Source organism: uncultured Rhodococcus sp. (genome assembly GCF_963525155.1).
In the GTDB taxonomy this organism is placed as follows: domain Bacteria; phylum Actinomycetota; class Actinomycetes; order Mycobacteriales; family Mycobacteriaceae; genus Rhodococcus_F; species Rhodococcus_F qingshengii.
Genome location: NZ_CAURKP010000008.1, coordinates 20,219 through 44,261, shown reverse-complemented (window position 1 = coordinate 44,261; position 24,043 = coordinate 20,219). Strand labels below are relative to the sequence as shown.

The 24,043-nt window shown below is 63.0% G+C and carries 22 protein-coding genes; 10 read left to right on the top strand and 12 right to left on the bottom strand.

Going from position 1 to position 24,043, the window contains the following annotated elements; genetic code table 11:
* Window positions 1–40 precede the first annotated feature (40 nt).
* A complete protein-coding gene (locus RWT78_RS03545; protein WP_314673975.1) occupies window positions 41–2,089 on the top strand; it encodes a heavy metal translocating P-type ATPase in 2,049 nt (682 codons plus the stop codon).
* Between the two features lie 18 nt (window positions 2,090–2,107).
* Here RWT78_RS03545 and RWT78_RS03540 read toward each other — a convergent pair whose 3' ends face one another.
* The 4 genes from RWT78_RS03540 to RWT78_RS03525 all read right to left on the bottom strand — a co-directional run bounded on the left by RWT78_RS03540 (window position 2,108) and on the right by RWT78_RS03525 (window position 6,001).
* Window positions 2,108–2,878 carry an alpha/beta fold hydrolase gene (locus tag RWT78_RS03540; RefSeq protein ID WP_003945805.1) on the bottom strand — a complete coding sequence of 257 codons (771 nt, stop codon included), beginning with the start codon at window positions 2,876–2,878 and terminating at the stop codon, window positions 2,108–2,110.
* Between the two features lie 142 nt (window positions 2,879–3,020).
* Window positions 3,021–3,602: a hypothetical protein gene (locus tag RWT78_RS03535; RefSeq protein WP_232329987.1), complete on the bottom strand. Its 582-nt coding sequence runs from the start codon at window positions 3,600–3,602 to the stop codon at window positions 3,021–3,023.
* A gap of 8 nt (window positions 3,603–3,610) precedes the next feature.
* Window positions 3,611–5,212, bottom strand: a complete 1,602-nt coding sequence (locus RWT78_RS03530) for an ABC-F family ATP-binding cassette domain-containing protein (RefSeq protein ID WP_003945668.1) — start codon at window positions 5,210–5,212, stop codon at window positions 3,611–3,613.
* Window positions 5,213–5,446: 234 nt separating this feature from the next.
* Window positions 5,447–6,001, bottom strand: a complete 555-nt coding sequence (locus RWT78_RS03525) for a hypothetical protein (protein WP_003945732.1) — start codon at window positions 5,999–6,001, stop codon at window positions 5,447–5,449.
* Between the two features lie 96 nt (window positions 6,002–6,097).
* Between RWT78_RS03525 and RWT78_RS03520 the strand changes: the two genes are divergently transcribed.
* The 3 genes from RWT78_RS03520 to RWT78_RS03510 all read left to right on the top strand — a co-directional run bounded on the left by RWT78_RS03520 (window position 6,098) and on the right by RWT78_RS03510 (window position 10,470).
* On the top strand, window positions 6,098–7,915 hold the full coding sequence (locus tag RWT78_RS03520) for a penicillin-binding transpeptidase domain-containing protein (RefSeq protein ID WP_314673967.1): 1,818 nt from the start codon (window positions 6,098–6,100) through the stop codon (window positions 7,913–7,915).
* A gap of 107 nt (window positions 7,916–8,022) precedes the next feature.
* Window positions 8,023–9,702, top strand: a complete 1,680-nt coding sequence (locus RWT78_RS03515) for an NTF2-like N-terminal transpeptidase domain-containing protein (protein ID WP_003945897.1) — start codon at window positions 8,023–8,025, stop codon at window positions 9,700–9,702.
* A 30-nt stretch (window positions 9,703–9,732) separates the two neighbouring features.
* The gene (locus RWT78_RS03510) at window positions 9,733–10,470 is read left to right on the top strand and encodes a sulfite exporter TauE/SafE family protein (RefSeq protein WP_003945554.1); all 738 of its coding nucleotides are present in this window, start codon (window positions 9,733–9,735) and stop codon (window positions 10,468–10,470) included.
* Between the two features lie 6 nt (window positions 10,471–10,476).
* Here the strand turns inward: RWT78_RS03510 and RWT78_RS03505 are convergent, their stop codons facing one another.
* From RWT78_RS03505 to RWT78_RS03490, 4 genes are all read right to left on the bottom strand, one after another.
* On the bottom strand, window positions 10,477–11,949 hold the full coding sequence (locus RWT78_RS03505) for a peptide MFS transporter (RefSeq protein WP_003945468.1): 1,473 nt from the start codon (window positions 11,947–11,949) through the stop codon (window positions 10,477–10,479).
* 57 nt (window positions 11,950–12,006) lie between these two features.
* Window positions 12,007–12,384 (bottom strand): DUF3054 domain-containing protein, encoded by a 378-nt coding sequence (locus tag RWT78_RS03500; protein WP_314673962.1) that lies wholly within the window; start codon window positions 12,382–12,384, stop codon window positions 12,007–12,009.
* A 64-nt stretch (window positions 12,385–12,448) separates the two neighbouring features.
* Window positions 12,449–12,997 carry a YceI family protein gene (locus RWT78_RS03495; protein WP_003945643.1) on the bottom strand — a complete coding sequence of 183 codons (549 nt, stop codon included), beginning with the start codon at window positions 12,995–12,997 and terminating at the stop codon, window positions 12,449–12,451.
* A 78-nt stretch (window positions 12,998–13,075) separates the two neighbouring features.
* Complete coding sequence (locus RWT78_RS03490; protein ID WP_058039160.1) at window positions 13,076–14,812, bottom strand: 2-isopropylmalate synthase; 1,737 nt, start codon at window positions 14,810–14,812, stop codon at window positions 13,076–13,078.
* Between the two features lie 163 nt (window positions 14,813–14,975).
* Between RWT78_RS03490 and RWT78_RS03485 the strand changes: the two genes are divergently transcribed.
* Window positions 14,976–15,656 carry a FadR/GntR family transcriptional regulator gene (locus tag RWT78_RS03485; RefSeq protein WP_314673957.1) on the top strand — a complete coding sequence of 227 codons (681 nt, stop codon included), beginning with the start codon at window positions 14,976–14,978 and terminating at the stop codon, window positions 15,654–15,656.
* Here the strand turns inward: RWT78_RS03485 and RWT78_RS03480 are convergent.
* On the bottom strand, window positions 15,653–16,759 hold the full coding sequence (locus tag RWT78_RS03480) for a TIGR00374 family protein (protein ID WP_058039159.1): 1,107 nt from the start codon (window positions 16,757–16,759) through the stop codon (window positions 15,653–15,655). The two genes, RWT78_RS03485 and RWT78_RS03480, sit on opposite strands and share 4 nt — an antisense overlap.
* 9 nt (window positions 16,760–16,768) lie before the next feature.
* Entirely contained in the window at window positions 16,769–18,247 is a 1,479-nt protein-coding gene (locus tag RWT78_RS03475; RefSeq protein WP_003945952.1) for an adenylate/guanylate cyclase domain-containing protein, read from the bottom strand.
* Between the two features lie 192 nt (window positions 18,248–18,439).
* Here RWT78_RS03475 and RWT78_RS03470 point away from each other — a divergent pair, with 192 nt between their 5' ends.
* The 4 genes from RWT78_RS03470 to RWT78_RS03455 are packed head-to-tail and all read left to right on the top strand — an operon-like array spanning window position 18,440 to window position 22,232.
* Window positions 18,440–19,618 carry an AI-2E family transporter gene (locus RWT78_RS03470; protein ID WP_007734480.1) on the top strand — a complete coding sequence of 393 codons (1,179 nt, stop codon included), beginning with the start codon at window positions 18,440–18,442 and terminating at the stop codon, window positions 19,616–19,618.
* Entirely contained in the window at window positions 19,611–20,834 is a 1,224-nt protein-coding gene (gene macS / locus RWT78_RS03465) for a MacS family sensor histidine kinase (RefSeq protein WP_003945490.1), read from the top strand. The genes RWT78_RS03470 and macS overlap by 8 nt, the downstream gene beginning before the upstream one ends.
* 28 nt (window positions 20,835–20,862) lie before the next feature.
* On the top strand, window positions 20,863–21,495 hold the full coding sequence (locus tag RWT78_RS03460) for a response regulator transcription factor (protein WP_047269712.1): 633 nt from the start codon (window positions 20,863–20,865) through the stop codon (window positions 21,493–21,495).
* 17 nt (window positions 21,496–21,512) lie between these two features.
* A complete protein-coding gene (locus RWT78_RS03455) occupies window positions 21,513–22,232 on the top strand; it encodes a DUF1707 domain-containing protein (RefSeq protein WP_314673953.1) in 720 nt (239 codons plus the stop codon).
* A 4-nt stretch (window positions 22,233–22,236) separates the two neighbouring features.
* On the opposite strand, the gene RWT78_RS03450 is transcribed toward RWT78_RS03455, so the two are convergent.
* A complete protein-coding gene (locus RWT78_RS03450; protein ID WP_003945664.1) occupies window positions 22,237–22,689 on the bottom strand; it encodes a MaoC family dehydratase in 453 nt (150 codons plus the stop codon).
* A 35-nt stretch (window positions 22,690–22,724) separates the two neighbouring features.
* A complete protein-coding gene (locus RWT78_RS03445; protein WP_007734488.1) occupies window positions 22,725–23,252 on the bottom strand; it encodes a cupin domain-containing protein in 528 nt (175 codons plus the stop codon).
* Window positions 23,253–23,404: 152 nt separating this feature from the next.
* On the opposite strand from RWT78_RS03445, the gene RWT78_RS03440 reads away from it, so the two are divergent.
* Entirely contained in the window at window positions 23,405–23,977 is a 573-nt protein-coding gene (locus RWT78_RS03440) for a TetR family transcriptional regulator (protein WP_314673948.1), read from the top strand.
* The last annotated feature ends 66 nt before the right edge of the window (window positions 23,978–24,043 follow it).

Below are 24,043 nucleotides of genomic sequence, written 5' to 3'. Positions count from 1 at the left end.
TGACCGCCACATGGATCACAGTCAGATGGACCATGGCCAGATGGAGCATAGCGAGATGAGCCATGGCCAGATGGAGCATGGGGCACACGGTGGTCACGGGGATCACGTCGCACAGTTCCGGACGTTGTTTGCAGTCATGCTGGTCATCGCGGTTCCGGTCGTTGCGGCAGACGCGATGTTCGCTGATCTGGTCGGGTACACACTGCCGGAAAACTCTCTGGTGGAATGGATCTCACCGGTACTCGGCACGGTGATGTACTTCTGGGGTGGCAAGCCGTTCCTCACCGGCGCTGTTGCCGAAATCCGTTCTCGGCAGCCGGGAATGATGCTGTTGATCGCGCTCGCGATCACCGTGGCCTTCTTCGCGTCATGGGCTGCGAGTCTGCACTGGGTGGATCACACTCTCGATTTCTGGTGGGAGCTCGCGCTTCTGATCGTGATCATGTTGTTGGGCCACTGGATCGAGATGCGTTCGCTCAGTCAGACATCGAGCGCCTTGGATTCACTTGCCGCTTTGCTGCCCGACGAGGCAGAACGGGTGGTGGGGGAATCGGTGGAAACCGTGCCCACCGCAGCTCTGGCGACCGGCGACCTGGTGATAGTTCGTCCCGGCGCCCGTGTTCCCTCGGACGGAACGGTGGTCGAGGGAAGCGCCGACATGGACGAATCCATGATTACGGGCGAGTCGAAGACCGTCCGCCGGACTGTCGGAGATCAGGTGGTGGCCGGCACGGTAGCCACCGACTCGGCACTTCGGCTTCGAGTCACCGCCGTGGGAGAAGACACCGCGCTCGCCGGTATCCGGCGCCTGGTCGAGCAAGCCCAGAACTCGTCGAGTCGCGCGCAGGTGTTGGCGGACAAGGCCGCTGCTCTGCTGTTCTGGTACGCACTCGGCGCGGCAGTGCTGACCGCGATCGCCTGGAGTATCTGGGGCACCCCGGAGAGCGCAGTCACCCGGACGATCACCGTTCTGGTGATCGCCTGCCCGCACGCGCTCGGGTTGGCGATTCCACTGGTCGTCTCGATCGCGACGGAACGGGCGGCTCGGGCTGGGATCTTGATCACCGACCGCATGGCCCTCGAGGCGATGCGTAACGTAGACACCGTTCTCTTCGACAAGACCGGCACTCTCACCAAGGGGGAGCCCGCAGTGGTCGGTGTACGCGGTGTCGACGGGTATTCCGATGACGACGTTCTCAGCGCAGCGGCTGCCGTCGAGTTCGACAGCGAACATCCACTCGGGCGCGCCGTCGTCGCGGCGGCGCGGGAGTTGTCGCTCGAATTCACTTCGGGTTCCGACTTTCAGGCGCACAACGGGATCGGGGTTGCTGCGGACGTCGCCGGTGCACGCGTCGGTGTCGGCGGACCGGGGATGCTGCGATCGGTCGGGGCCACCGCGATCCCGGGGACCGAAGAGTGGCTCAGTGACGGGTCGACCGTCCTGCATGTAGTGCGTGACGAGAAGGTAATCGGCGCATTGGCATTGGCCGACGAGATTCGCCCGGAATCAGCATTGGCCGTCGACGCCCTCCATGCTCGCGGTGTGCGGGTGGCCATGGTCACCGGAGACGCGGAGGCCGTGGCCCATTCGGTGGCTCGCAGGCTCGGGATCGACGAAGTTTTCGCCGAAGTGCTTCCGCAGGACAAGGGAACGCAGGTATCTCGGCTTCAGGCTGCGGGCCACCGCGTGGCGATGGTCGGTGACGGGGTCAACGATGCGCCGGCACTCGCCCAGGCGGATGTGGGCATCGCGATCGGTGCCGGAACCGACGTGGCGATCGCGTCGGCGGGAGTTGTTCTGGCCAGCGATGATCCGCGTTCGGTGAGCTCGGTCATCGAGCTCTCCCGCGCCACCTACCGGAAGATGGTTCAGAACCTTTGGTGGGCAGCGGGATACAACGCGATCTCGGTTCCCCTCGCTGCGGGAGTGCTGGCGCCCGTCGGGTTCGTGCTGCCGATGGAGGTCGGAGCAATCCTGATGTCGGTATCCACTGTGGTCGTTGCCGCGAATGCCCAGTTGTTGAGGCGCTTGGACTTGCGGCAACCACCGGTGACCGCGTTGGAGTCGAGAGTGCTCACATCGCAGTAGCGAGAGGTTGAAGGCGGACTACTGTCGGCTCAGGAACGGAATGAGCGCACGCAGTACAGCATCGGAGTCTGCGACTGCGCTTGCGTGGTCAGCCCCTTCGATCACAGTCAAGGCACTGTCCGGGATCAGCGACGCGAGATGCTCGGTATCCGGCAGGCGCTCGCGATCTCTCGATCCGACGAACAACAACGCCGGTGTGGTGATCCGTTGCAGCACGGCGTCGTCGATGCCGTGCTCCTTCTCTGCGCGGCGCATGTAGGCAGCGAGCGCGAGGGCATCATTGATTCGGAAGGCAGTCGCAGTCTGAGGATCCACCGGTTTGCCGCGCCTCACGCCCCAACCGGTCAGAAATCCCTCGATACCGCCGCTTTCGAGTACGTCGATGCAACCCGGGAAGAACAATGCGTCGAACGCGCCCGTCATCGGTCGGCTGCTACCGCCCCCGACGGTCAGCGATCGCACCCGTTCGGAGTGCTCGACTGTCAGCGACATCACCGAGCGTCCGCCGAACGAGTATCCGAGGACGTGTGCCGGTTCGAACGGAGACTCCGTGTCGAGGATCTCCAGGAGATCGCCGACCACCAGATCCATTGCATACGAATCGGAGTCGTGTGGTTTGTCACTGCGTCCGTGACCCCGCATGTCGACGAGGATCAGACGATATTGCTCCTGAAGTGCCTTGACGTACCCGAAGCCACGCCAGATGGAGCGCGACAACGCTGTGCCGTGCACCATCAACAGGGGTGGGCCATCGCCCACGATCTGATAGGTGATCCGCGCACCGTCCACCGGATTTCTCACGTCGTGCAACACCCGTCCAGTATGGGTGCCAGTTGCTACGCACGTGAACTCGAGTAGTCGTCCGGACCCATTCGACGGATGGCGTGGACTCTCACGAACAGTCGGGCCGTCAACTCGGCCTCCCTCAGAGCTACCGGTCACTGCCCGGCGGGGCAGTACCCACTGTTCCAAGCAATGCATCGGTGGAGGGGTCTGCAGTGCTGACGCCTGCGGCTATGCCCCGAATCAGAGCCTCGAAATCAGCGGCGACGATGGTGACCTCCTCGAACTCCGGCTCTCCTCCACGGACAACCTGACCGTCGGGTGCGAGCGCCAAGTACTCGTACCCATTGCGCACCGACATCAGGACCGGGAGGTGAGTGGACCAGAAGGCGTTGATCGCCGCGCGCTCCGCCGGCCCGGAAGCGACCGCCAGGCTCTCGTGCCGGAACGCATTCCAGGGAAACGCCTCATCGCTGACGCCAACGCCACCGGCATAGTTCTCCGCCGAGAGAAACCACACCTGGTCGTCGGAACTGGCAAGTACGGAGAACGAACTCGCCCACACTACGAGTTGGTCACAACCGCCGACCAGTGGTTGCGGAACTGGGGCAGAGGCCGATCGAGTAGGTTCTTCGCGAACCCAACCTGCGAGCGACAGCGCGGCGGTTGCGTCGAGGTGAAGGCACATCGCCCCACGGTAGGCCAGACCGTCGAGCACCGATAGCGTCAACCGTCGGCCTACTCGGGATCGATGTCTCGAATACCAGTCTCGTCCATGCTGATCCATCGCGTTATGCCGATGCCGCGAAGGAACGGCAGATCGTGACTCACCACCACCATGGCGCCGCGAAAATCGGAAAGTGCCTGCGTGAGGTGGGCGAGACTCGGTAGGTCCAGGTTGTTGGTCGGCTCGTCGAGAAGAAGCAGCTGGGGCGCGGGCTCGGCCAGCAGGATCGTGGCTAACGCCGCACGCAATCGTTCACCGCCGGAGAGCGCGGATGCCGATACGTCGGAATCCGTTCCCCGGAAAAGGAACCGTGCCAACTGCCCGCGAATTTCCTCGGCTGTCGCGTGTGGCGCGGCCAACGCGACGTTGTCCGCCACCGAGAGATCCTCGTCGAACACGTCGAGACGTTGGGGGAGCGCACGAGAGGCTACGAACGGAGTCGACGCGGCGAGTGCATCGAGCAACGTCGTCTTGCCGATTCCGTTGCGTCCCACTATCGCAATCCGCTCCGGCCCGGTGATCTGGAGCGATACCACTTGGCCGCTCTGCAACGTCACCTCGTCGAGCCGCGCAACCTGCTGCCCCGGATGAACCTCTGTAGCAGGCAGATCCAGACGAATCTCGCGATCGTCTCGAAGGAGTTCCTCTGCCTCCGACAGGACAGACTTGGCCTCGTCCACCTTCCCGATATGGTTGAGGGCCAGCTTTCCCGCCGAAACTTGGGCCTGACGTTTTCGTGTCTGCGCGATGATCGGCGGCATCCGCTTGTTCTCGAACATCTTCTGCCCATAGCGCTTACGCCGGTCCAGTTTCGTTCGAGCGTCGATCAGCTCGCGGCTCTGCTTTGCCAGATCGGCCTTGGCGTCGCGAACGGTGGCGAGTGCGTTTTCCTGCTCAGCGGTCACGACCTCCTGGTAGTGCGAGTAGTTGCCGCCGAACACGCGTAGATCCCCCCGACGTAGTTCGATCGTGTACTCCGCGGTGTCGAGCAGTTCCCGGTCGTGGCTGACGATCAGTACGGTTCCCGGAAACTGTTGGACTGCAGCATGAACTCGTGATCGAGCGTCGCGGTCCAGGTTGTTGGTCGGCTCGTCCAGGAGCAGTACCTGTGGATTCTTCAGCAGCGTTGCGGTCAGGCCGAGTAAGACGGTCTCTCCGCCGGAGAGGGTGCCGACAGTTCGGCTCAATGCTGCGGTATCCGGAGCCACCTTCTCGAGGCCGAGTCGATGCAAGGTGGAGAGAGCGCTCTCCTCGATATCCCAGTTGTTGTCCACGAGCGCAAAGTCGGATTCGGAGCCGTCGCCGGTTTCGATGCGGTGCAATGCGTTTCGGAGTTCGTGGATACCGAGGATGTCATCCACCCGAACGCTCGGATCGAGTGTGATGTCCTGACGGAGGTAGCCGACCTCGCCGGAAGCGGTCACGGATCCGGATTCCGGTGAGAGCTCTCCTGCGATCAATCGCAGCAGAGTCGACTTTCCCGATCCGTTGAGTCCCACGAGACCGACACGGCCACTGGGGAATACAAAATTGGTGTGGGAAAAGACTGATTCGCCGTCCGGCCAGATGAAGGTGAGATCCGAGAGCGACAGAGAAAGATGGGATTGGGTCATGAGTACTCCAGAGGGTGCTTGGACTGTGCGCCCCGCTCAGCAAGTGCTGATGGGTGCGAGTGCCTTCGCGTGATGAACCTCTAGAGGAGCAACGGCCCGTTTCCTGTTCTGTCGGGAATGATTCGTGTTCCAGGTTAGAACACTCGAACGGTCCCGTGCAATCGAATTATTCTGTGCTGTCGGTCTCGTCAGTGTTCGGTGCTCAGATTTTCGGGCCTTCAGATTTTCGGGCCGTCAGATTTTCGGGCCTTCGGACCGAAGATCGTCGACCTTCGACATCGCTTCGCGGAGTTCGGTGAGCCATTGTTCGCTGTGCTTGCCCGCCAACCGGACTGTCCACATGAGAGCGTCCGCTCGGGAGCGAGCAACACCCGCGTCCACCAGAGTGTCGAGAACCTTGCGTTCGGGCTGACGTAGTCGTGTCATCACCGGAACTGCGAGATGTGTGAACAGGACGGTCTTTTCGTCCAGACGTACACCCCAGGCGACCTTGCGCCCGTAGCGAGCCTCGGCCTCGTCGGCGATGCGCATCCGGTCGGCGCGCGTGGTTTCGCGAAAGCGTGAGATCCTTCCGTCCGCGGCGGCCTCGCCACCGTCGACTGCCGGGAGTTCACCGATCACGACGATTTCTTCGCGGTCGACCTGGACGTCGGCCGTTCCGGTGAACCAGTCATCTGGAAGTCGACCGGCAAACCAGTCGGACGCATCACTCGCGTCGGGAACCGACGCCTGTTGCCAACCTCCGGGACGGCCGAACCTGCGGTCGCCGGAGTTTTGTGAGTTCTTCATGGCGTTCTCCTCGGAGAGCTGGTGGAGTGTGGCGTGCGTTTATTGCACTGATTACATGATTACACCGATAGTCGAACTGGCGCCACAAATTCGGGCATGATCGGAGTCGTGCGCCTTTCACACGCTCGTCAGAGCTTCCGAACTTTCCGTCGTCCCGTGGCTGCCGTGGCTCTGGGGGTATTGGCCGCAGGATCGGTAGTTGCCTGCAGTTCTGGCCCTGACCAGCCGAAATCAGTGGCAGAGGAGTTCGCGTCCGCGCTCACGTCCGATGACGTGCAAGCGGCGGCAGCCCTGACCACCGATCCGGCGGCGGCGTCGACTGCGATTTCGGCCCTGATCGACGGACTGGGCAAGGACGAGGGAACATTCACCGTCTCCGACGCCACCGAGTCCGGTGATTCTGCGGGGACGTTCACACTCGACGCGGCGTGGAAGTTCGGCGAAGGTCAGGACTGGAACTACTCGACGCAGGGAAACGCGTCGAAAAGCGGGGACAACTGGCTGATTCAGTGGGACCCGGCGCTGTTGGCTCCGGACCTGACCTCCTCGACGACCCTGCGCTACACACCCACCACCGGTGCTCCGCCGTCGGTGCTGGACGCGGCGGGCCAGCCGATCATGGAGCAGCAGGTGGTGACGTTGGTCAATCTCGATTCTGCCGCGGTGCCCCCGGTGGACACGGCAGCCGTGGCGGCCCTTCTCTCGCCCGTCGCGTCGACGATCACGGCGGCATCGCTGAGCGGCGATCTTGCGTCGGCAAGTGGGAAGCCGGTCACCGCAATCACTTTGCGGGCCGAGGATCTTGCACCGATCGAGGAGAGGTTGGCGGCGATTCCCGGAGTGAGCTTGGCGCCGCAGGCTCGGTTGCTCTCGGTGGACAAAACTCTGGCGTCGCCGACTTTCAGTGGGTTGTCCGATCTGTGGCAGGAGGGGCAGGACAAGTCCGCGGGCTGGGCGGTACAGCAGGTGAAGCAGAACGGAACCGTCACCACCGTCGCCGGCCAAGACGGGCCGGTTGCTCCGAACATCGCGACAACGATCGACCGACCGATGCAACTCGCGGCCGAGAATGCGCTCGCCGGGGTGACACAACAGGCGGCGATCGTTGCGCTGCAGCCGTCGACCGGAGCGGTGTTGGCGGTGGCCCAGAACGCCCCCGCTGACGCACAGGGCCCGATCGCTCTGACCGGCCTGTACCCACCGGGTTCGACGTTCAAGACCGTGACGACGTCCGCGGCCCTGCAAGCCGGCGTCGCTACACCGGACACCGTTCTGCCGTGCCCGGGTACCGAGAACATCGAGGGCCGTCAGATTCCCAACGACGACGAGTTCGACCTCGGATCGGTTCCGCTGCACACCGCGTTCGCGAAGTCGTGCAACACCACAATGGCGAGGATGGCCGTCGGTCTGCCCGCCGATGCTCTGCACAAAGCGGCGCTGCAGTTCGGGCTCGGCGTCGACTACGTCACCCCCGGGCTCACGACGGTGACGGGCAACGTCCCTGACGCGAACACCCCCGCCGAACGCGTCGAGTCCGCGATCGGACAGGGCACGGTGACCGCCACGCCCTTCGGGATGGCTCTCGTGGCGGCCTCGATCGCCAACGGAACGACACCCGCGCCGATGTTGGTCAAGGGACAGCCCGGCGTGGCAGATCAGACCGTTGCACCGGCTCCCGCGGAGGTGACCGAACAGTTGCGGGTGATGATGCGCGAGACCGTCACGAGCGGTACGGCGACGTCGTTGCAGGACATTCCGGGGCTTCTCGGCAAGACCGGCACGGCCGAAACCGAGGGTGGCCCGGCACATGGGTGGTTTGTCGGAATCAAGGGAGACCTCGCATTTGCGGTATTCATCGCGGGTGCGGACAGCTCTTCGCCTGCAGTGCAGGTAGCAGGCACTTTTCTGCGCTGAAACCTGTTTTCCGTTGCAGTTGGATCACACCGTCGTAGCTCAACCGTGACACGTTCGTAGGCATCCCGTGCTTGTTACTCGTGTGACAGAAGTAAAGAGTTACATGCATGGGGCCCGGAGGACAGCACAACCGTCGTGGAAAATATGTCGTTGCGTCGATAACTGCTGTCGTTCTGACAGTGGCGCTCGCGTCGTGTGTCATCGGTGGGGAGAAGAAATCCGACGCCGCCTCGGTGGTGGAGGACTTCGTCACCGCCCTCAACAACCACGACGCCGAAGCTGCTGCGGCGCTCACGTCGTACCCCAACGCGGCGCGGCCGTCGATCCAGCAGATGTTCGACGGACTGGCCGCCAAGTCCACCGACTTCGACGTCGCTCAGGTCATGGATCTGGGTAGCGACTCCGGACTCTTCACACTCGACGCGTCCTGGAACTTCGGCGAAGGCAAGGACTGGAGCTACCAGTCGCAGGGTGAGGTTCGTGATCTGTCGGTCGGCTGGCGTGTGTCCTGGGACCCGTCGGTCCTCGTCCCCGACCTCGGCAACGGTCGCACCGTTTCGTACACCCGCACGGACGCAGCGCCGCCGAAGGTAGTCGACAGCACCGGCACCCTGCTCATGAACGAGCAGACCATCAACGCGATCACTCTCGACCCGGCCACCATGCCGGACCCCGTCGACACCACTCGTCGCCTCGCCACGGTGCTCGAACCTGTCGCCCCGTTGGTCACTTCGGAGTCGATGTTGGCCGACCTCGCCGCAAACCCCGGCAAGCCCGTCACCGCCGTACTGCTCCGCGATCCCGACTACGCCTACCTGGAAAGCGATTTTGCGATCCCCGGTGTCGTCGTGGTCAAGACACCCAAGCTGATCGCCTCCGACCGTCGAATCAACTCGCCGTTGCTGGACCCACTGCGGACCGTGTGGCAGGCCAATCGCGACGCCACCGCCGGCTGGGCGGTCAATCTGGTCGAGCCCAACGGATTCCCGATCAAGCAAGCCGGCTTCCAGGGACCTCCCGGTCCCGACGTCGCCGCGACCCTCGACTCGCACGCTCAACTCGCCGCGATCGAAGCTGTCGTCAGTGCAGGTACTCCTGCGGCCATCGTCGCGATCCGCCCGTCGGACGGCGCCATTCTGGCTGCCGCACAGAACAATCAGGCCATCGAACAGGGCCCGATCGCCTTCACCGGGTTGCGCCCGGCCGGCGGCGCCCTCGATCTGGTCCGTCTCGCATCGTCGATGCAGAACGGCGTCGACCCCGGCGCCGTGTCAGCCGAGCAGTTGGCCGACACCGGGCAGCAACTCGGACTCGGCAACGGCTTCCACATTCAGGGACTCGAACAGCAGACAGCAGTGCTTGCCGCGAACCGCCCCGGCGTGGACCAGGCGATGAACAACGTCATGGCCAACAAGACGTCCAACGACGCGAGCGCACCGACGGTAACTCCGTTCGGAATGGCGATGCTCGCGGCATCGATCGCCCGCGGCAGTGCCCCGATGCCGATGATGGTCTTCGGACAACCGGCTACCGCCGACGTCACGCCGACGGCGTTGCCCGGCGACGTCAACAATCGTCTGCGTGACGCCATGCGAGGCGCCGGCGGACTGGCAGGGTACCCGGACATGATGGCGGCCGGTGCAGCGAGCGGTGACGATCGCTGGTTCTACGGATCACGCGGAGACTTCGCGTTCGCGGTGTTCGTCGCAGACGCCGACGGCGGTGATCGAGCAATGCAGATGACGGACAAGCTCTTCCAGGAACTCGGCAAGCCTGCCGACAAGTAGTACCGGGCACCGCGAGTAGATTCCTGGTTCGTGAACCTGCTCGATTTCCTTTTCCTCGTCGTAGCGGGATTCTTCAGCGGTCTAGTCGGTTTTGTCACCGGTCTTGCATCGATCGTTTCTTATCCGGCGCTGCTGAGTGTCGGGCTCTCACCGGTCAGCGCGAACATGACCAATACCGTCGCGTTGGTGGCCGTCGGCGTCGGAGCGTTGGCGAACTCGTCCCGTGAAGTTGCCGATACCGGTCCGAAACTTGTTCGCTGGTCTCTCTATTCGGCGGCCGGTGGCATCATCGGTGCCCTCATCCTGTGGTTGGCACCGGAAGGTTCGTTTGAATCCGTTGTGCCGGCGATGGTCGTGTTCGCCTCGCTCGCGCTGCTGCTGCAACCGAAGATTCGTGAGTTGTCCGGCGGCGGTGACCGCCCCGGAATCTACTCCGCAGCACTGTTCGCCGTCGCGGTATACGGCGGCTATTTCGGTGCCGGTGCCGGCGTCATATTCCTGGCTGCGACGCTCATCCTCACTTCCGAAACGGTGTGGCGTGCAACGATCCTGAAGAGTTTCTTTCTCGGCATTGCCAATCTTGTGGCTGCACTCATCTTCGCCTTCTCCGGACAGGTGCATTGGGTGGCCGCGTTGGCGATGGCGCTCGGCGCGTTGGCCGGAGGTTGGTGTGGCCCGCCCGTCGTCAAGAAAATCCCGCCATCGGTACTGCGTGTGGCAGTAGCGATAGCGGGATTCGTGTTGGCTCTGTGGTTGTGGGTGAAGTGAGCCCGTCTACTTCACGCCCTGCATCAGCTTCTTGATCCACGGCGAGGCAAGAGCAAGAATCACTCCGATTCCGATCGACGAGAAACCGATGATCAGGAAGAACGGGCGACTGTCGTCGATGTCGAAGTAACCGGCCAAGGTTCCCGCCATCGAAGAACCCAATGCAACGGACAAGAAGAACAACGCCACCATCTGAGTGTGGAAATGCTCGGGCGCGAGTTTGGTTGCAAGGGAAAGGCCGACGGGGGACAGGAAGAGTTCGGCGAAGGTGAAGAGCAGAAGCACACCGGCCAGGCCGAGGAGCGGTGCACTGTTCGGTCCGCCCCCGGTGATCGGGATGAACGCCAGGAACGCCAGACCCATCGTGCCGGTACCGAGCGCGAACTTGATCGGCGACGACGGCTGACGGTCACCGAGTTTGGTCCACATCGCTGCGAACACACCGGCAAAGATGATGATGAACACCGGATTGATCGACTGCACCCACGTCGGCGGGAAGTCCCAACCGAAGAGATTGCGGTCCAGGAGCTTGTCTGAGATCACCGGCACGGTGGTGAACTGCTGCTGAAACAGCGACCAGAAGGCCGCGCTCGCGATGAACATCGGGATGAATGCAAAGACTCGACTGCGTTCGACCTTGGTGACCTTCTTGCTGGTGAGCATGAGGAGGAAGTAACCGACCGACGCGACGATCGTGAGTCCGACAACGACGTCGGACATGTTGTCCGCCGTGATCAAGCCGGTGACGGAGGCGACCGCGACGACGACGATCGCGGCAATGCCGATCCCGATGTAGAGTGCGCGCTTGTCCGCGGGCAACGGGTTGCCGGGTTCGGCACCGATTCCGTGAAGATGCTTGCGGCCCAGCGTGTACTGGATCAGGCCGAGCGCCATGCCGACGGCAGCGAGAGCAAAACCGGCGTGGAATCCCCAGGCGTCCTGGACGGCTCCGGTGAGCAGCGGACCGACAAGACCGCCGATGTTGATGCCCATGTAGAAGATGGAGAATCCGGCGTCGCGGCGAACATCCTGTTCGGAATAGAGATCTCCGACCAGAGAGGTCGCATTGGCCTTCAAGCCGCCGCTGCCGAAGGCGACCATGACGAGGCCGACGCCGACACCCCACATGCCGGGAAGAACCGACAGTGCGATGTGGCCGGCCATCACCAGCGAAGCACTGTAGAAGAGCGTGCGCTCGGAGCCGAGCAGTCGGTCGGCCACCCACGCCCCGAGAATCGTCGACAGGTAGACGGTGCCGCCGTACGCGCCGACGATGCTGGTCGCTGCCGCCTGGCTGATGCCGAGGCCGCCGTCGCTGACGCTGTAGTACAGGTAATAGATGAGGATGCCTTGCATCCCGTAGAAGGAGAATCTCTCCCACATCTCGACGCCGAACAGGTTCGCCAGCGCAAAGGGTTGGCCGAAGAACCCCCGGTCTTCCTTCTCGCTACGTTCGACGGGCTCCGTAGTGTTGCTCATCCGAAAAGTGTCCTACGTGCTCGGGCATTTCGGGTGGTTCCGAGCCGTGGAGTTTGGTTACGACTTGGTGCGGATTTTCACTACCAGCGGAGCGAGTGCGCGCCAACCGAGAAGGAACGCGCCGAGGACCAGCGTCGCGACGACGATGAAGCTGAACTGGGTGCCCTGGCCACTCAACACTCGCAGGATCATCCCGATGGCGACGGCGCCGAGCCAAACGACAACGCCGGTGGGAACAAGGAGAACGGCGTTGAACTTGTCGCGGTAGAGCGCGAACGTGGCAGCCCATCCGATCACCAGGCCGGTCAGGAAGGGCCAGGATGTCTTCGCCAGACCGGCGAGCGCATTGGCTTCTTCGTGGGTACGGCGCCCTATCGCGCAGAAGATTATGACAAGAATGGCGTCGATCAGCAGGAATGGTGCGTACTTCTTCACGCTCACACCATACGACTGTGCGCCTTTATTAACCGCGGGCGGTTAATAAAGGCGCACAGTGTTGTTAGGCCTGGAGGCCGGCTTCGATCTCGAGGGTGATCGTGATCTTGTCGCCGACAACTGCTCCGCCGCCTTCGAGGGGCATCTCGATGGAGATGTCGAAGTCCTTGCGGTTGATGACGGTGGTGGCTTCGAATCCTGCGACGGGGCCCTGGCCCATGCCCGGGTTGACGCCGTTGAACTCGAGGTTCAGCTCGACCTCGCGGGTGACGCCGTGGAGCGTGAAGTCGCCGGCGAGGACGAAGTCGCTGCCCTTGGAGCGCACTGCGGTGGACTTGAAGGTGGCCTTCGGGAACTTCTCGACGTCGAAGAAGTCAGCGGACTTGATGTGGCCGTCGCGCTGCTCGTTCTTGGTGTTGATGGAGTCCACGGAAATCTCGGCCTCGACGGCGGGGGTTCCGTCTTCGGCAACGGTGATCGTTCCGGAGAACTCGTCGAACGTTCCACGAACCTTGGAAACCATGAGGTGGCGAACCGAGAATCCGACAGTGGAGTGGACGGTGTCGATGACCCAGGTTCCGGCGGTCAAAGCGGGCAAGGTTGCGGTGGTCATGGAAGCTCCTGAATAAGTAGTTGAATGTTCAAGTTCTTGTAGCTTCAACTATGGACCCCAGGAAATCCTTCCGCAAGATCATGTGAGCTGCATCACAGTGTTTGTGCTTGCGGCATAGACCGCGTGAAGCGCCGACGCTGTCACCGACTGATGCACCGCAATGCCCCAGCGTCCTTCACCGTTCACCACGCACTCTGCAATGGTGACTGCCGAATTCGCACTCCCGGAAGAATTCGGGTTGCGGGGCAGTGAATGCTGGGTGAGCGAGACAACCTCGACGGCCGAGCCCTGTTCGGTCAGGATTTTGCTCAATGCCTCGACCGGCCCGGACGCACTGGCCGCGGCGGTGACCTCGCGCCCGTCGCGATCGATGGCAACGAACAACTGATCACCGTCGGCGGTGTGTTCCAGTGAGTACCGACGCACTCCTCCGTTGTACCCGTACTCGCGCAGCAGCAGTTTCCACAGTTGGTCGGCAGTCATTTCGGTGCCCGAGTCGTCGGTTTCGAGCTGCACCCGCGAGGCGAAGTCGATCTGCAGGCGCCGGGGGAGTTCGACCCCGTACTCGGTCTGCAGCAGATATGCGATTCCGCCCTTGCCCGACTGGCTGTTCACACGAATGACCGCCTGGTAGTCGCGGCCGACGTCGGCGGGGTCGATCGGCAGGTAAGGGACCGCCCACGGCGCCGATCCCGGATCGACGCCGGCAGCCTCCGCGCTCTCGTAGTGATGCGCGAAGCCCTTCTTGATCGCGTCCTGGTGGGTTCCGGAAAATGCCGTGTACACGAGATCGCCGCCGTACGGGTGGCGTTCGTGGACGGGAATTCTGTTGCAGTACTCCACCGTTCGACGGATCTTGTCGATGTCGGAGAAGTCGATTTCCGGATCGACGCCCTGTGCATGCAGATTGAGCCCCAGCGTGACCAGGTCGACGTTGCCCGTCCGCTCGCCGTTGCCGAACAGGCATCCCTCGACGCGCTGCGCGCCGGCCAGCACTGCCAGTTCGGCGCACGCAACGCCGGTGCCGCGGTCGTTGTGCGGGTGGACCGAGAGGATCACCGAATCGCGTCGGGCCAGATTCTGGTGCATGTATTCGATCTGATCGGCATAGATGTTGGGGGTGGCGATTTCGACTGTGGCAGGGAGGTTGTGGATGACCGGGCGATCGGGGCTGGCGTCCCATAGTTCGGTGAGACTGTTGCAGACCTGCAGGATGTAGTCGGGTTCGGTGAGGTTGAAGACCTCGGGTGAGAACTCGAATCGCCAGCCGTCGTGGCCTTCGCCGCCACGAGCAACGTCTTGCGCGGCGCGGAAAATCATGTCGTGCAACTCTTCTCGCTCCTTGCCGAGAACGACGTTTCTCCACGTCGGCGCAGTCGCCGTGTACATGTGGACGACCGCGTCAGGCAGCCCCTCGATCGATTGATATGTCCGTTCGATCAAATCCGTACGCGCGGCAGTGAATACGACGATAGTGACGTCGTCGGGAACGAGATCGAAGCGCACCAGGTCGCGAACGAAATCGAAATCGGTCTGACTCGCGGAGGGGTAGCCGACCTCGATTTCCTTGTAGCCGATTGCCACCATCAGTTCGAACATTCGACGCTTGCGTTCGGGGTCCATCGGTTCTGCGAGGGCTTGGTTGCCGTCACGCAGATCGACGGGCACCCACAGGGGCGCCGCGGTGGTGCGATTGGACGGCCACGTCCGCTCGAAAGTCGGAATGTCGACGCGATCCCACGCGGCGCGATAGCGCTCGGACGGCATGGGTGACGGCTTCTGGTTGTTCCAGCGGTTGGCGCGGGTAGTACTCATCTTCGGTTTCTCCTGCGGTCGAGTCGAGAGACCGGCATGGCGAAACCCCGCGGAGGGGTGCCGGTCTTTCAGGCCCCGCCGCGGCAGTCGAGAAGGAGTGCTCCTGTAGCCATGCGGGCTACACTAGAACGAAATTACTTATCAGACAACCTGAGGAGTTCACGTGTCCCCGATCGTCGAGCGTCGGCTGCTCACCGACCAGGCCGCGGAGTTGCTACGCGCGCGGATCGTGAGCGGTGAATGGGAAGTCGGCGCCAAACTTCCAGGTGAAACCACTCTTGCTGCGCAGTTGGGTATCGGGCGGTCCACTATCAGGGAAGCAGTGCGGACTCTCGCGGGCCTCGGCATGCTCGAATCGCGGCAGGGCGCCGGGGTCTTCCTACGGAGTACGACGCCTCCGGATCAGTGGCCCCGAGTGCTCGAAGCCGAGGCGATCCTTCACGTCGTCGAGGTGCGCAACGCGGTCGAGATCGAAGCAGTTCGCCTCGCTGCGCAGCGGCGCGATGCCGTTGACGTCGCGGCTCTGCGGCAAGCGCTCGACGGTAGAACTGCCGCAGCGCACTCTGGCGACGCAGCGTTCGTCGACGCCGACATCGCCGTCCACCGAGCAGTGGTGGACGCGGCACACAATCCCGTGCTGTCGGAACTCTTCGAGACCTTTGTACCGCGTCTGCGGGCTGCGTTGATCGAGTTGATCGCGGTTCTGGACCTGCATCCCCACAGCCAGCCCGATGCGGACGAGCATCGAATGTTGGTGGACGCCATCGAAGCCGGCGACGCGGAGGCAGCCGTACGGATCAGCCGGGCACACCTCGACGACATGGCGGCAGCGTTGCGACGCTAGACGCCCGGCTGTTCGCGGCGTTCGAACTCGAGGTCCATCTCGAGGTCTTCGTGGTGGGTTGCACGGAAAGTGATCAAGAAGACGATCCAACCGGCGACAGCGACCCCGACGAAGCTGACCATCCGATATACAAACCATGCCGCAATTGCCTGCGCTCCACTGGCACCGGCGATCGTCAGCGCGGTGATCAGTGCGGTGTCCACGTAGCCCAGCCCGCCGGGCAGCAGCGGAATGCTGCCGACTGCTTTGGCGGCGGTAAAGGCAATCAGGAGCCCCGCGAAGGAGGGTTCCGCGCCCACCGCCCAGCATGCGAAACCCAAACAAGCGACATCGGCGACACGATGGATGGCCGACCACCCGAATGCGATGACCGAGTCGGTGCGGCTGAGCTCGACCGAATCCAGTTGCTTGAGGATTTCGGACCAACGGTGCATACCGCGCCCGGTCGGGTTCTTGCGAGAACGGTTGTACAGCGCCAGAACTCGGTGCCCGATGCGCTCGATGCTGCCGGGATTCTGGGCTATGTATCGCAACGCCAGAAACAGTGCTGCCATGCCGACGAGCGAAATCGTCAGCGTCACCGGGCTGACCTTGGTGCCGAACGCCGCCGCGCCGGTAGCGCCGAGTAGTGCCAGAGTCGCCGCGGCGATGACACCGCACATCGCCAACTGCCAGGATGCGACAACCGGTGTAGCGCCCCACTTTCGAGTCTGCTTGTACGTGAACGCAGTGGAGAAGACCTGGCCCGCAGGCAACGTCAGCGCCATTGCCGTACTGGCATAGATGACCGAGAGGTTCTTGAGGTGACCGGCAACCACACCAGCGGCATTGAGCAGACGTTGTTGAACGGACGCGTAACCGCTGAGTGAAATGAGTTGGGCCGCGACGCACGCGGCCACCCAACCCCAATGGATTTCGGTCAGGACCCGCCAGGCCTCACTTAGCCTGGGCCAGAGATATGCGCCTTCGACTATCAGGAGGGCGATGAGTGCTATCCCGAGCACCCACTTCAGCCACCAGAAGCGCCCTCTGGCCCGACTGGTCTCGGCCACGGGCGAGCGTGGTCGTCTCAGTCGCCGTGGGGTGTTTCCAGGCTGAGCCATCGACTCACCCTAACCAATTTGATCCGGATCGACCTCTGGATACTTTTCCGGCCACGCCAGATGCGTCAGTCGTCGGCGCCCACGCAGTTGGACTTGCTCGCCGAGTTCCCACTCGGCCTGTTCCTCTTCGTCGGCGAAGTACAACGCGCTCGTCGACGCCAGCACCCGGCTGGGCCGAAGTTTCGCGAGCTCGGTGAGCCGTGACGCCTCGTTGACCGGATCACCGATCACGGTGTACTCGAAACGTTCGGCAGCACCGATGTTGCCGGCGACCGCGAGCCCCGCGCTCACACCGATTCCGACGTCGAGGCCGGTGATGTCGTTGAGCTTGAACCGCAGCTCGCGAGCCGCCGCCAAGGCCGCAGTCGGAGCGTCGGGCCGATCTAGTGGTGCACCGAAGATGGCGAGTGCCGCATCACCCATGAACTTGTTGACAAAACCATGGTGACGATCGATGACGTCGACGACCACACGGAAGAACTCGTTGAGCAGTTCGACCACTTCACCCGGCGGGCGCTCGGCCGCGGCACCGGTGGATCCGACCATGTCGACGAACAGAACTGCCACGAATCGAGTTTCGCCGCCCAGCTCGGTACCGAACTTCAACGCGCGCCGGGCCACGTCCTCGCCGACGTGCTGACCGAACAGCTCACGCAGCAGACGACGCTCGTCGGACTCTTTCATCATGCGGTTGAAGCCGACCTGCAGCCGGCCGATCTCACTGCCGTCGAACACCTCGACGCGTACGTCGGTGGCGCCGCGCTGCACCCGCTCGATGGCGCGTCGCAGTTGGCGGATCGGATCGGAGATCTGGGTAGCCGTCAGCATCGACAGCGCAAAGGCCTGCACGATCGCCATGATCGAGATGAGCAGGATCGCCCACGCGAGCGAGTCGGGGGAGAACTCGAGATCGGTCGTGAGCTGCGTCGAGCACAGCAAGATGATGCCTGCGACGGGCATCAGCGTGCCGAGACCCCAGGTCATCGCCAGCCGGGTTCCGACGCCAGGCGCCATGGTCCGATCGAATTCGCCCTCGCTCAAGGCCTGGGCGGCGACCGGACGCAAAATGCGCTCACCGAGCATGTAGGTGAACCCGAAGGTCGTGGTCGCGGCCATGCAGACCGTCACGATCACGGCGATCGCGAGTCCGGGCATCTCGGTGATGGTCAGGAACACGAAGATGATGCCGCCCAGAATCCACAGCACCAGGTGGACGATGGCCTGGCGAAGCGGCGCGTGCAGTGCCGCCATCTGCTCGGACCTCGTCGGTGGACCCCCGCGCAGCCGCCAGCGAATGACCGACTTCAACATCATCGCCGCCGCCGTGAGGCTGACGGCGCCGGCGAATGCCAGGTACACGCCGAAGATCGCGAAGTTGCGGACCCGGTCGGCAACTATCGCGTCGGACTCCTGGATCGGCACGCCGTACCGGACGAAGGCAAAGACCAGTACCGCGCCGATCAGATTGGCTGCGAGCATGGAGAGCATATAGAGGGGCCACCGGCTGCGGATGGTCACCGCTATTGCTCTGTATGAGGCCCGCACAGGGTTCAATTTAGCTGGCAGAGGTCGAAGTGTTGGTACGCGCGTCCGATTATTCGTCCGCTCACCTGTGTCGGCCGGGCCGGTTAGGCTCGCGATGTGAACGCAAACAGGGGGCGTGCGGAGCGAGCATCGAGGATGAACAAACCCATCTCCGCCGACGCTCGGGCGGTGCATCCCGGCGTGCGCATCGCTGCGGAATGGTCGTGGCGCCTCATTGTGATCTTCGCCGGACTGTTGGTTCTCGGGTACGTCGTACTCCGCCTCGAAACCGTGCTCATCCCGGTAGGGCTGGCTCTGCTGGCATCAGCTCTGCTGATCCCGATTGTCGATCGGCTACAGGTGTGGGGTGTTCCCCGCTCGGCAGCCGTCATCGTCGTTCTGCTTGCCTCGATCGGACTGGTCGCGGGAATCATGACGTTTGTCGTCGAGCAGTTCATCGACGGGTTGCCCCAGCTCACCGACCAGTTCACGGCCAGCGTCACGCAAATTCAGAACTGGCTCACCAGCGGTCCGCTGCACTTCAGCGAGGATCAGATCCGCCAGGCAGGTGATTCGGTCGTCAAGTCGGTGCAATCCAATCGTGAGTCCCTGACCAGCGGCGCCTTGACCACGGCGACAGTCATCGGCGAGATCTTCACCGGGGCATTGCTGACGCTGTTCACTCTCATCTTCTTCCTCTACGGCGGCGATCAGATCTGGCAGTTCGTCACCCGGATCGTTCCCACCGACGCGCGTCGTCGCGTACGGATCGCCGGTTCTGCAGGTTTCGGGTCGCTGATCGGCTACGTGCGCGCCACGGTCGCGGTTGCCGCCGCCGACGCGATCGGTATCGGTGCCGGCCTGGCGATCCTCGGGGTGCCGCTCGCCCTGCCGCTGGCGTCGTTGGTGTTCATCGGCGCGTTCATTCCGATCGTCGGTGCATTTCTGACCGGTTTTCTCGCGGTGCTTGTCGCTCTGGTCACGAAGGGTTTCCTGACGGCGCTGATTGTCCTCGGCATCATCATCGGCGTCATGCAGCTCGAAGCGCACGTGATGCAACCGCTGTTGTTGGGTCGCGCTGTTCGCCTGCATCCGCTGGCAGTCGTTCTCGCAATTACAACGGGCATCGTTCTCGCTGGAATCGTCGGCGGGCTCTTGGCTGTCCCGATCGTCGCGGTCCTGAATACCGCTATTCGTTCCCTCCTCGCCGACGACCCGGACATCGCGTACGCCGAACTGCACGTCGAAGATCCGGAAACCCCACTGTTCCCCGCCGAACCCGACGAGCCGCGCGCCGAGCCTCGCATCGTGAACCCCACTCCTCCCGATGACTGAGCCCACCCGCCGTCGTCGGCTGCACTATCAGCCGACCGTTCGCGAGGCGTCGGGTGTCGACACCGACCCTGATGCCCCGCTGTGGCGGGCGGCGCAGGCATTTCGGCTCGTCACGCTGGTGTACGCGATCAGCTACCAGTTCGCCTCGGCCTCCGACTACACCAACTCTCGGCTCAGCTGGTTCTTCGTCGCTCTGATGGCCGTGTGGACCGGGGTGTCGGCACTGTTGCTCGGGACATCCGGTGCTTTGTTCGGGAAGAAGCTGCCGCGGTATCAGGTGGTGATCGCCGATCAGGTGGTCGTCATCTTGCTGATGGCGTCGACGAGGCTGGTCTCCGACCACGAGTGGTATCAGAATCACCAGACGCTGCCCACCACGCTGTGGGCCACCAACGCGGTCATCTCCGCGGCAATTCTCGGCGGGCCGTGGCTCGGTATGGCGTCCGGAGTTGTCATCTCGGCGGCCAGCGCGATCATCCGCGACCAGGTCAACCTGGACCTCTGGCGCGATGCGACGGCTCCCGTGCTCGTATCGGTCGGCCTGGCGTTGGGCTTGGCCACCACTACCGCTCGGCGCTCGCATCGACAACTCGAGCAAGCCGTCCGTCTGGCGGCGGCCACCGAAGAGCGCGAGCGTTTGGCACGCGAAGTACACGACGGCGTTCTGCAGGTGCTGGCGATGGTGCGCAGGCGAGGTGCGGCACTCGGCGGCGAGGCAGCTGAACTGGCTGCTCTGGCCGGTGAGCAGGAGGTCGCCTTGAGAATGCTGATCTCCGAGCAGGTTTCGGGCGCCGCGGCAGACGTCGGCGGACAGACAGTGGATCTGTGTCCGCTGCTGACCACGCAGGCAAGCACGTCGGTGTCGGTGTCGACGCCCGCGCACCCCGTCGTGATCGAGCGTGATCGAGCCATCGAACTGGCAGCCATCGTCGACAATGCTCTGTCCAATGTCGGGCTTCACGCCGGGCCCGCGGCGAAGGCATACGTATTGCTCGAAGATCTGCCGGACGAGGTGATCGTCAGCGTCCGCGACGACGGCGTCGGAATCCCCGAGGGTCGCTTGGCGCAGGCCGAAGCCGAAGGCCGCATGGGAGTATCGAAGTCCATCCTCGGTCGAGTGCAGGTGCTCGGCGGCACTGCAGTCCTGCAAACCGGGCCGGGGGAGGGCACCGAATGGGAGATCAACGTTCCGAAGGGGAAAAGTGAGCGTGGCTGACGAACATGGCGAGAATCCGGTGACGGTGATGGTCGTCGACGATCACCCGATGTGGCGCGACGGTGTCTCCCGGGACCTCGAAGCTGCCGGCTTCACCGTGAGCGCCACGGCGGAGGGTGTCGAGAGTGCGCGCCGCCGGGCCGCCGCCGTGCAACCGGCGGTGGTTCTGATGGACATGAACCTTCCGGACGGAAACGGTGCCGACGCCACCACCGCAGTTCTCGAGGTTTCGCCGAAGAGCAAGGTACTGGTGCTTTCGGCCTCTGCCGAACGTGACGACGTCCTCGACGCGGTCAAAGCCGGAGCGTCGGGTTACCTGGTCAAGAGTGCTTCGGTGGCGGAACTGCTCGAGGCCGTGCGAGCGACTTTCGACGGACAAGCCGTCTTCACCCCCGGCCTCGCCGGATTGGTGCTCGGTGAGTACCGCCGGATGTCGACGGCACCGGCCGACGATCGCGCACCCGAGCTGCCTCGGCTCACCGACCGTGAGACCGAAGTGCTCCGTCTTGTCGCCAAGGGGCTGAGCGCAAAACAGATCGCCACGAGGCTCTCGCTCAGCCACCGGACCGTCGAAAACCATGTGCAGGCAACGCTTCGGAAGCTTCAGTTGGCCAATCGCGTCGAGCTCACGCGATACGCGATAGAACAAGGTCTCGAATAACGTTTATCCTGGAAATCATGGAGGCCAGGAATCTACGCGTATCCGATGCCGAACGAGAGCATGTCGGCGAGCTGCTGCAGAAAGCTGTCGGTCAAGGGATGCTCTCGCTCGGTGAGTTCACCGAGCGCATGGACACTGCCTTGGCCGCAAAGACACGAGGTGAGCTCAACTCGGTTCTCGCCGATCTTCCGGGCATCACACTGATCTCCGACTACGACCCACCCGCGTTTCCCAACGCGGGTCAGCCGATGTACCAAGGCCAGCCCTACCCGGCGCCGACGTACCAACCCCAACCGCCGCCGGTTCACCCGAGCCCGCCTTACCGCGCTCCCGTCGGGGCTCCGGTTGTAGGTACTTACGGAGCGGCAAATGCTGCCGTGATCCGTGGACGAATGGCGACGGTGACGCGGAACGGTGCCTGGATCGTTCCACCAGCTGTCGTGGTCGACACCAGAATGTCCAGTGTGACTATCGATTTCACGCGCGCGGTGATGCAGACGCAGGTCGTGAACATCTCGATCGACGACTACGCCAGCTCGATTTCACTGATCGTTCCCGAAGAGGCGACGGTGGACATGAACGGTGTCGAGGCAGTCGGGGGAAGCGCGTCGAACAAGGTTCGGTCCGGCCCACAGATGGGCCCGCTGCATCTGGTGGTGCACGGCAAGGTGCGATTCGGCAGTGTCACCGCGAAGCATCCCTTCGGTACCACGATTCGAAAGATGTTCGGCTCCTGACCTTTCAGTGATACGCGCGGGTCAACATTTCGGCGACGCACACGGGCTTGTCACCGTGTTCTCGTTCGAACGTCTGCGTCACCGTGATCTGGACACCGCCGTTGATCGGTTCGACTTTGCTCAACGTCGCGCGCATGCGGACACGAGAGCCGACCGGAAGCGGAGCAGGCAACCTGACCTTGTCGAATCCGCAGTTGAGAGCAAACGCAAAACCTTCGAGCGAGAACATTGCGTACGAGAACTTGGGGCCGAGTGAGAGCGTGTAGTTGCCGTGCGCGATGGTTCCGCCGAACGGTGACTCCTTCGCGCGATCCACATCGACGTGAATCCACTGATCGTCGCCGGTGACCCGGGCGAACTCGTCGATGGACTCCTGGGTGACATCGTGCCAGTCGCTGACGCCCAGCTCTTGGTTCAGGTTGGCGCTGAGGTCTTCTGCTCCGGTGAGTACAAGCATGAATTTTCCTTCGATCGGTAGGTGCTGACAGTCGGTCAGTGACTTTCGATGCCGAATCCCACACCGTGTGTCTGTGCGATCTCGGCGGTGGCAACGAGATCGAATTCGATCCCGAAGTCTGCTTCTACCCGCGCTGCAACCGATTCCGCGGCGGAACCTGCTTCGGCCAGTAGTTTCGGCATCAGTTCGAACAGGTCTTCCATTCCTCCGGGCGTGATGATTTCGAGAATCCGCGCTGGAGCGTCGTCGGGATTCCACACGGCGTGCCACTGGCCACGCGGTTTGAAGATCATGGCGCCGGTCTCCGCGTAGACGACCTCGTCTCCGACCATCGCTGCGACGCGGCCACTTTGAACCACCGTGTACTCGTCTTCCCGGCTGTGGCGATGGACCGGTGAGGTCATCGAATGCGGAGCGATGCGGTGTTGTACAAGAGAGAAACCTCCCTCGGTTTGTTTGTTACGAACCATCATCCGGACGCCGGTGGCCGCGAGGGTCCCGGCGAGGTCTTCGTCCGGTCCGAGGACGGTCGTGGTGGTGTTGTTCGGGGAATTCGGTGACATCGATTCAGTCCTTCGTCGTCGTGAGCGTCGTTGGCCGCGCTCCGGTTTGTTGATTCCCGAATCATGTACCAATCGGTCTAGTGATGCAAGGTTTTGACAATTTATGCACTTCAAGTGTTGTCGATATGTGTACTGATCGGTATATTGAACGTATGTCTACGAGGGATTTGTTGGTCGATGCCGCTGCCGATCTGTTGCAGCGGAAGGGCTACGCCGGAACGGGGGTGTCGGAAGTTCTCTCGGCTAGTGCGACTACCAAAGGTTCCTTGTACTTTCACTTTCCCGGAGGCAAGGAAGAACTCGCAGGCGAGGCTCTGAGACGACGTGGCGAGGCAATGGCCGATTTCATCCGGCACCTGCTGGAGAGCTCACCCGATGCAGCCACCGCGATCTCGGCATTCGCCGCCGCATTGGCTGCGCGTTTGTCGGATTCGGACTACGAACGTGGATGCGCCCTGGCTACGGCAACACTGGATGCCGCAACCGAATCCGAGGTCATCCGCGGTGCTTGTGCGGACGGGTACAACTCGTGGCTCGCACTGCTGTCTCAGCGCCTCGAGGCAGACGGTTGGTCCCGCGAAGACGCCGAGTCCGAGGCAATTCTCGCTCTGTCCGCACTCGAGGGCGCGCTGGTCCTTGCTCGGGCGCGTCAGGATCCCGCTCCGCTTCACACTTCGGGTCGGCTTCTGTCCGAACGATTGCGGAACGCGGCACCTCGGCGTTAGTGCCCTGTCAGTCGAGGGTGCTGACAGTCGAGGGTGCTGTCAGTCGAAGGCGTCCTCAGTTGAGTA

Excerpts from the sequence above, each read along its gene's own strand:
- RWT78_RS03545 (WP_314673975.1), top strand. The coding sequence starts at position 41 with ATGGAGCATAGCGAGATGAGCCATGGCCAGATGGAGCATGGGGCACAC.
- RWT78_RS03530 (WP_003945668.1), bottom strand. The coding sequence starts at position 5,212 with ATGACCCAATCCCATCTTTCTCTGTCGCTCTCGGATCTCACCTTCATC.
- RWT78_RS03525 (WP_003945732.1), bottom strand. The coding sequence starts at position 6,001 with ATGAAGAACTCACAAAACTCCGGCGACCGCAGGTTCGGCCGTCCCGGA.
- RWT78_RS03520 (WP_314673967.1), top strand. The coding sequence starts at position 6,098 with ATGATCGGAGTCGTGCGCCTTTCACACGCTCGTCAGAGCTTCCGAACT.
- RWT78_RS03515 (WP_003945897.1), top strand. The coding sequence starts at position 8,023 with ATGGGGCCCGGAGGACAGCACAACCGTCGTGGAAAATATGTCGTTGCG.
- RWT78_RS03505 (WP_003945468.1), bottom strand. The coding sequence starts at position 11,949 with ATGAGCAACACTACGGAGCCCGTCGAACGTAGCGAGAAGGAAGACCGG.
- RWT78_RS03495 (WP_003945643.1), bottom strand. The coding sequence starts at position 12,997 with ATGACCACCGCAACCTTGCCCGCTTTGACCGCCGGAACCTGGGTCATC.
- RWT78_RS03490 (WP_058039160.1), bottom strand. The coding sequence starts at position 14,812 with ATGAGTACTACCCGCGCCAACCGCTGGAACAACCAGAAGCCGTCACCC.
- RWT78_RS03480 (WP_058039159.1), bottom strand. The coding sequence starts at position 16,759 with ATGGCTCAGCCTGGAAACACCCCACGGCGACTGAGACGACCACGCTCG.
- RWT78_RS03475 (WP_003945952.1), bottom strand. The coding sequence starts at position 18,247 with ATGCTCTCCATGCTCGCAGCCAATCTGATCGGCGCGGTACTGGTCTTT.
- RWT78_RS03470 (WP_007734480.1), top strand. The coding sequence starts at position 18,440 with ATGAACAAACCCATCTCCGCCGACGCTCGGGCGGTGCATCCCGGCGTG.
- macS (WP_003945490.1), top strand. The coding sequence starts at position 19,611 with ATGACTGAGCCCACCCGCCGTCGTCGGCTGCACTATCAGCCGACCGTT.
- RWT78_RS03460 (WP_047269712.1), top strand. The coding sequence starts at position 20,863 with ATGGTCGTCGACGATCACCCGATGTGGCGCGACGGTGTCTCCCGGGAC.
- RWT78_RS03455 (WP_314673953.1), top strand. The coding sequence starts at position 21,513 with ATGGAGGCCAGGAATCTACGCGTATCCGATGCCGAACGAGAGCATGTC.
- RWT78_RS03450 (WP_003945664.1), bottom strand. The coding sequence starts at position 22,689 with ATGCTTGTACTCACCGGAGCAGAAGACCTCAGCGCCAACCTGAACCAA.
- RWT78_RS03445 (WP_007734488.1), bottom strand. The coding sequence starts at position 23,252 with ATGTCACCGAATTCCCCGAACAACACCACCACGACCGTCCTCGGACCG.
- RWT78_RS03440 (WP_314673948.1), top strand. The coding sequence starts at position 23,405 with ATGTCTACGAGGGATTTGTTGGTCGATGCCGCTGCCGATCTGTTGCAG.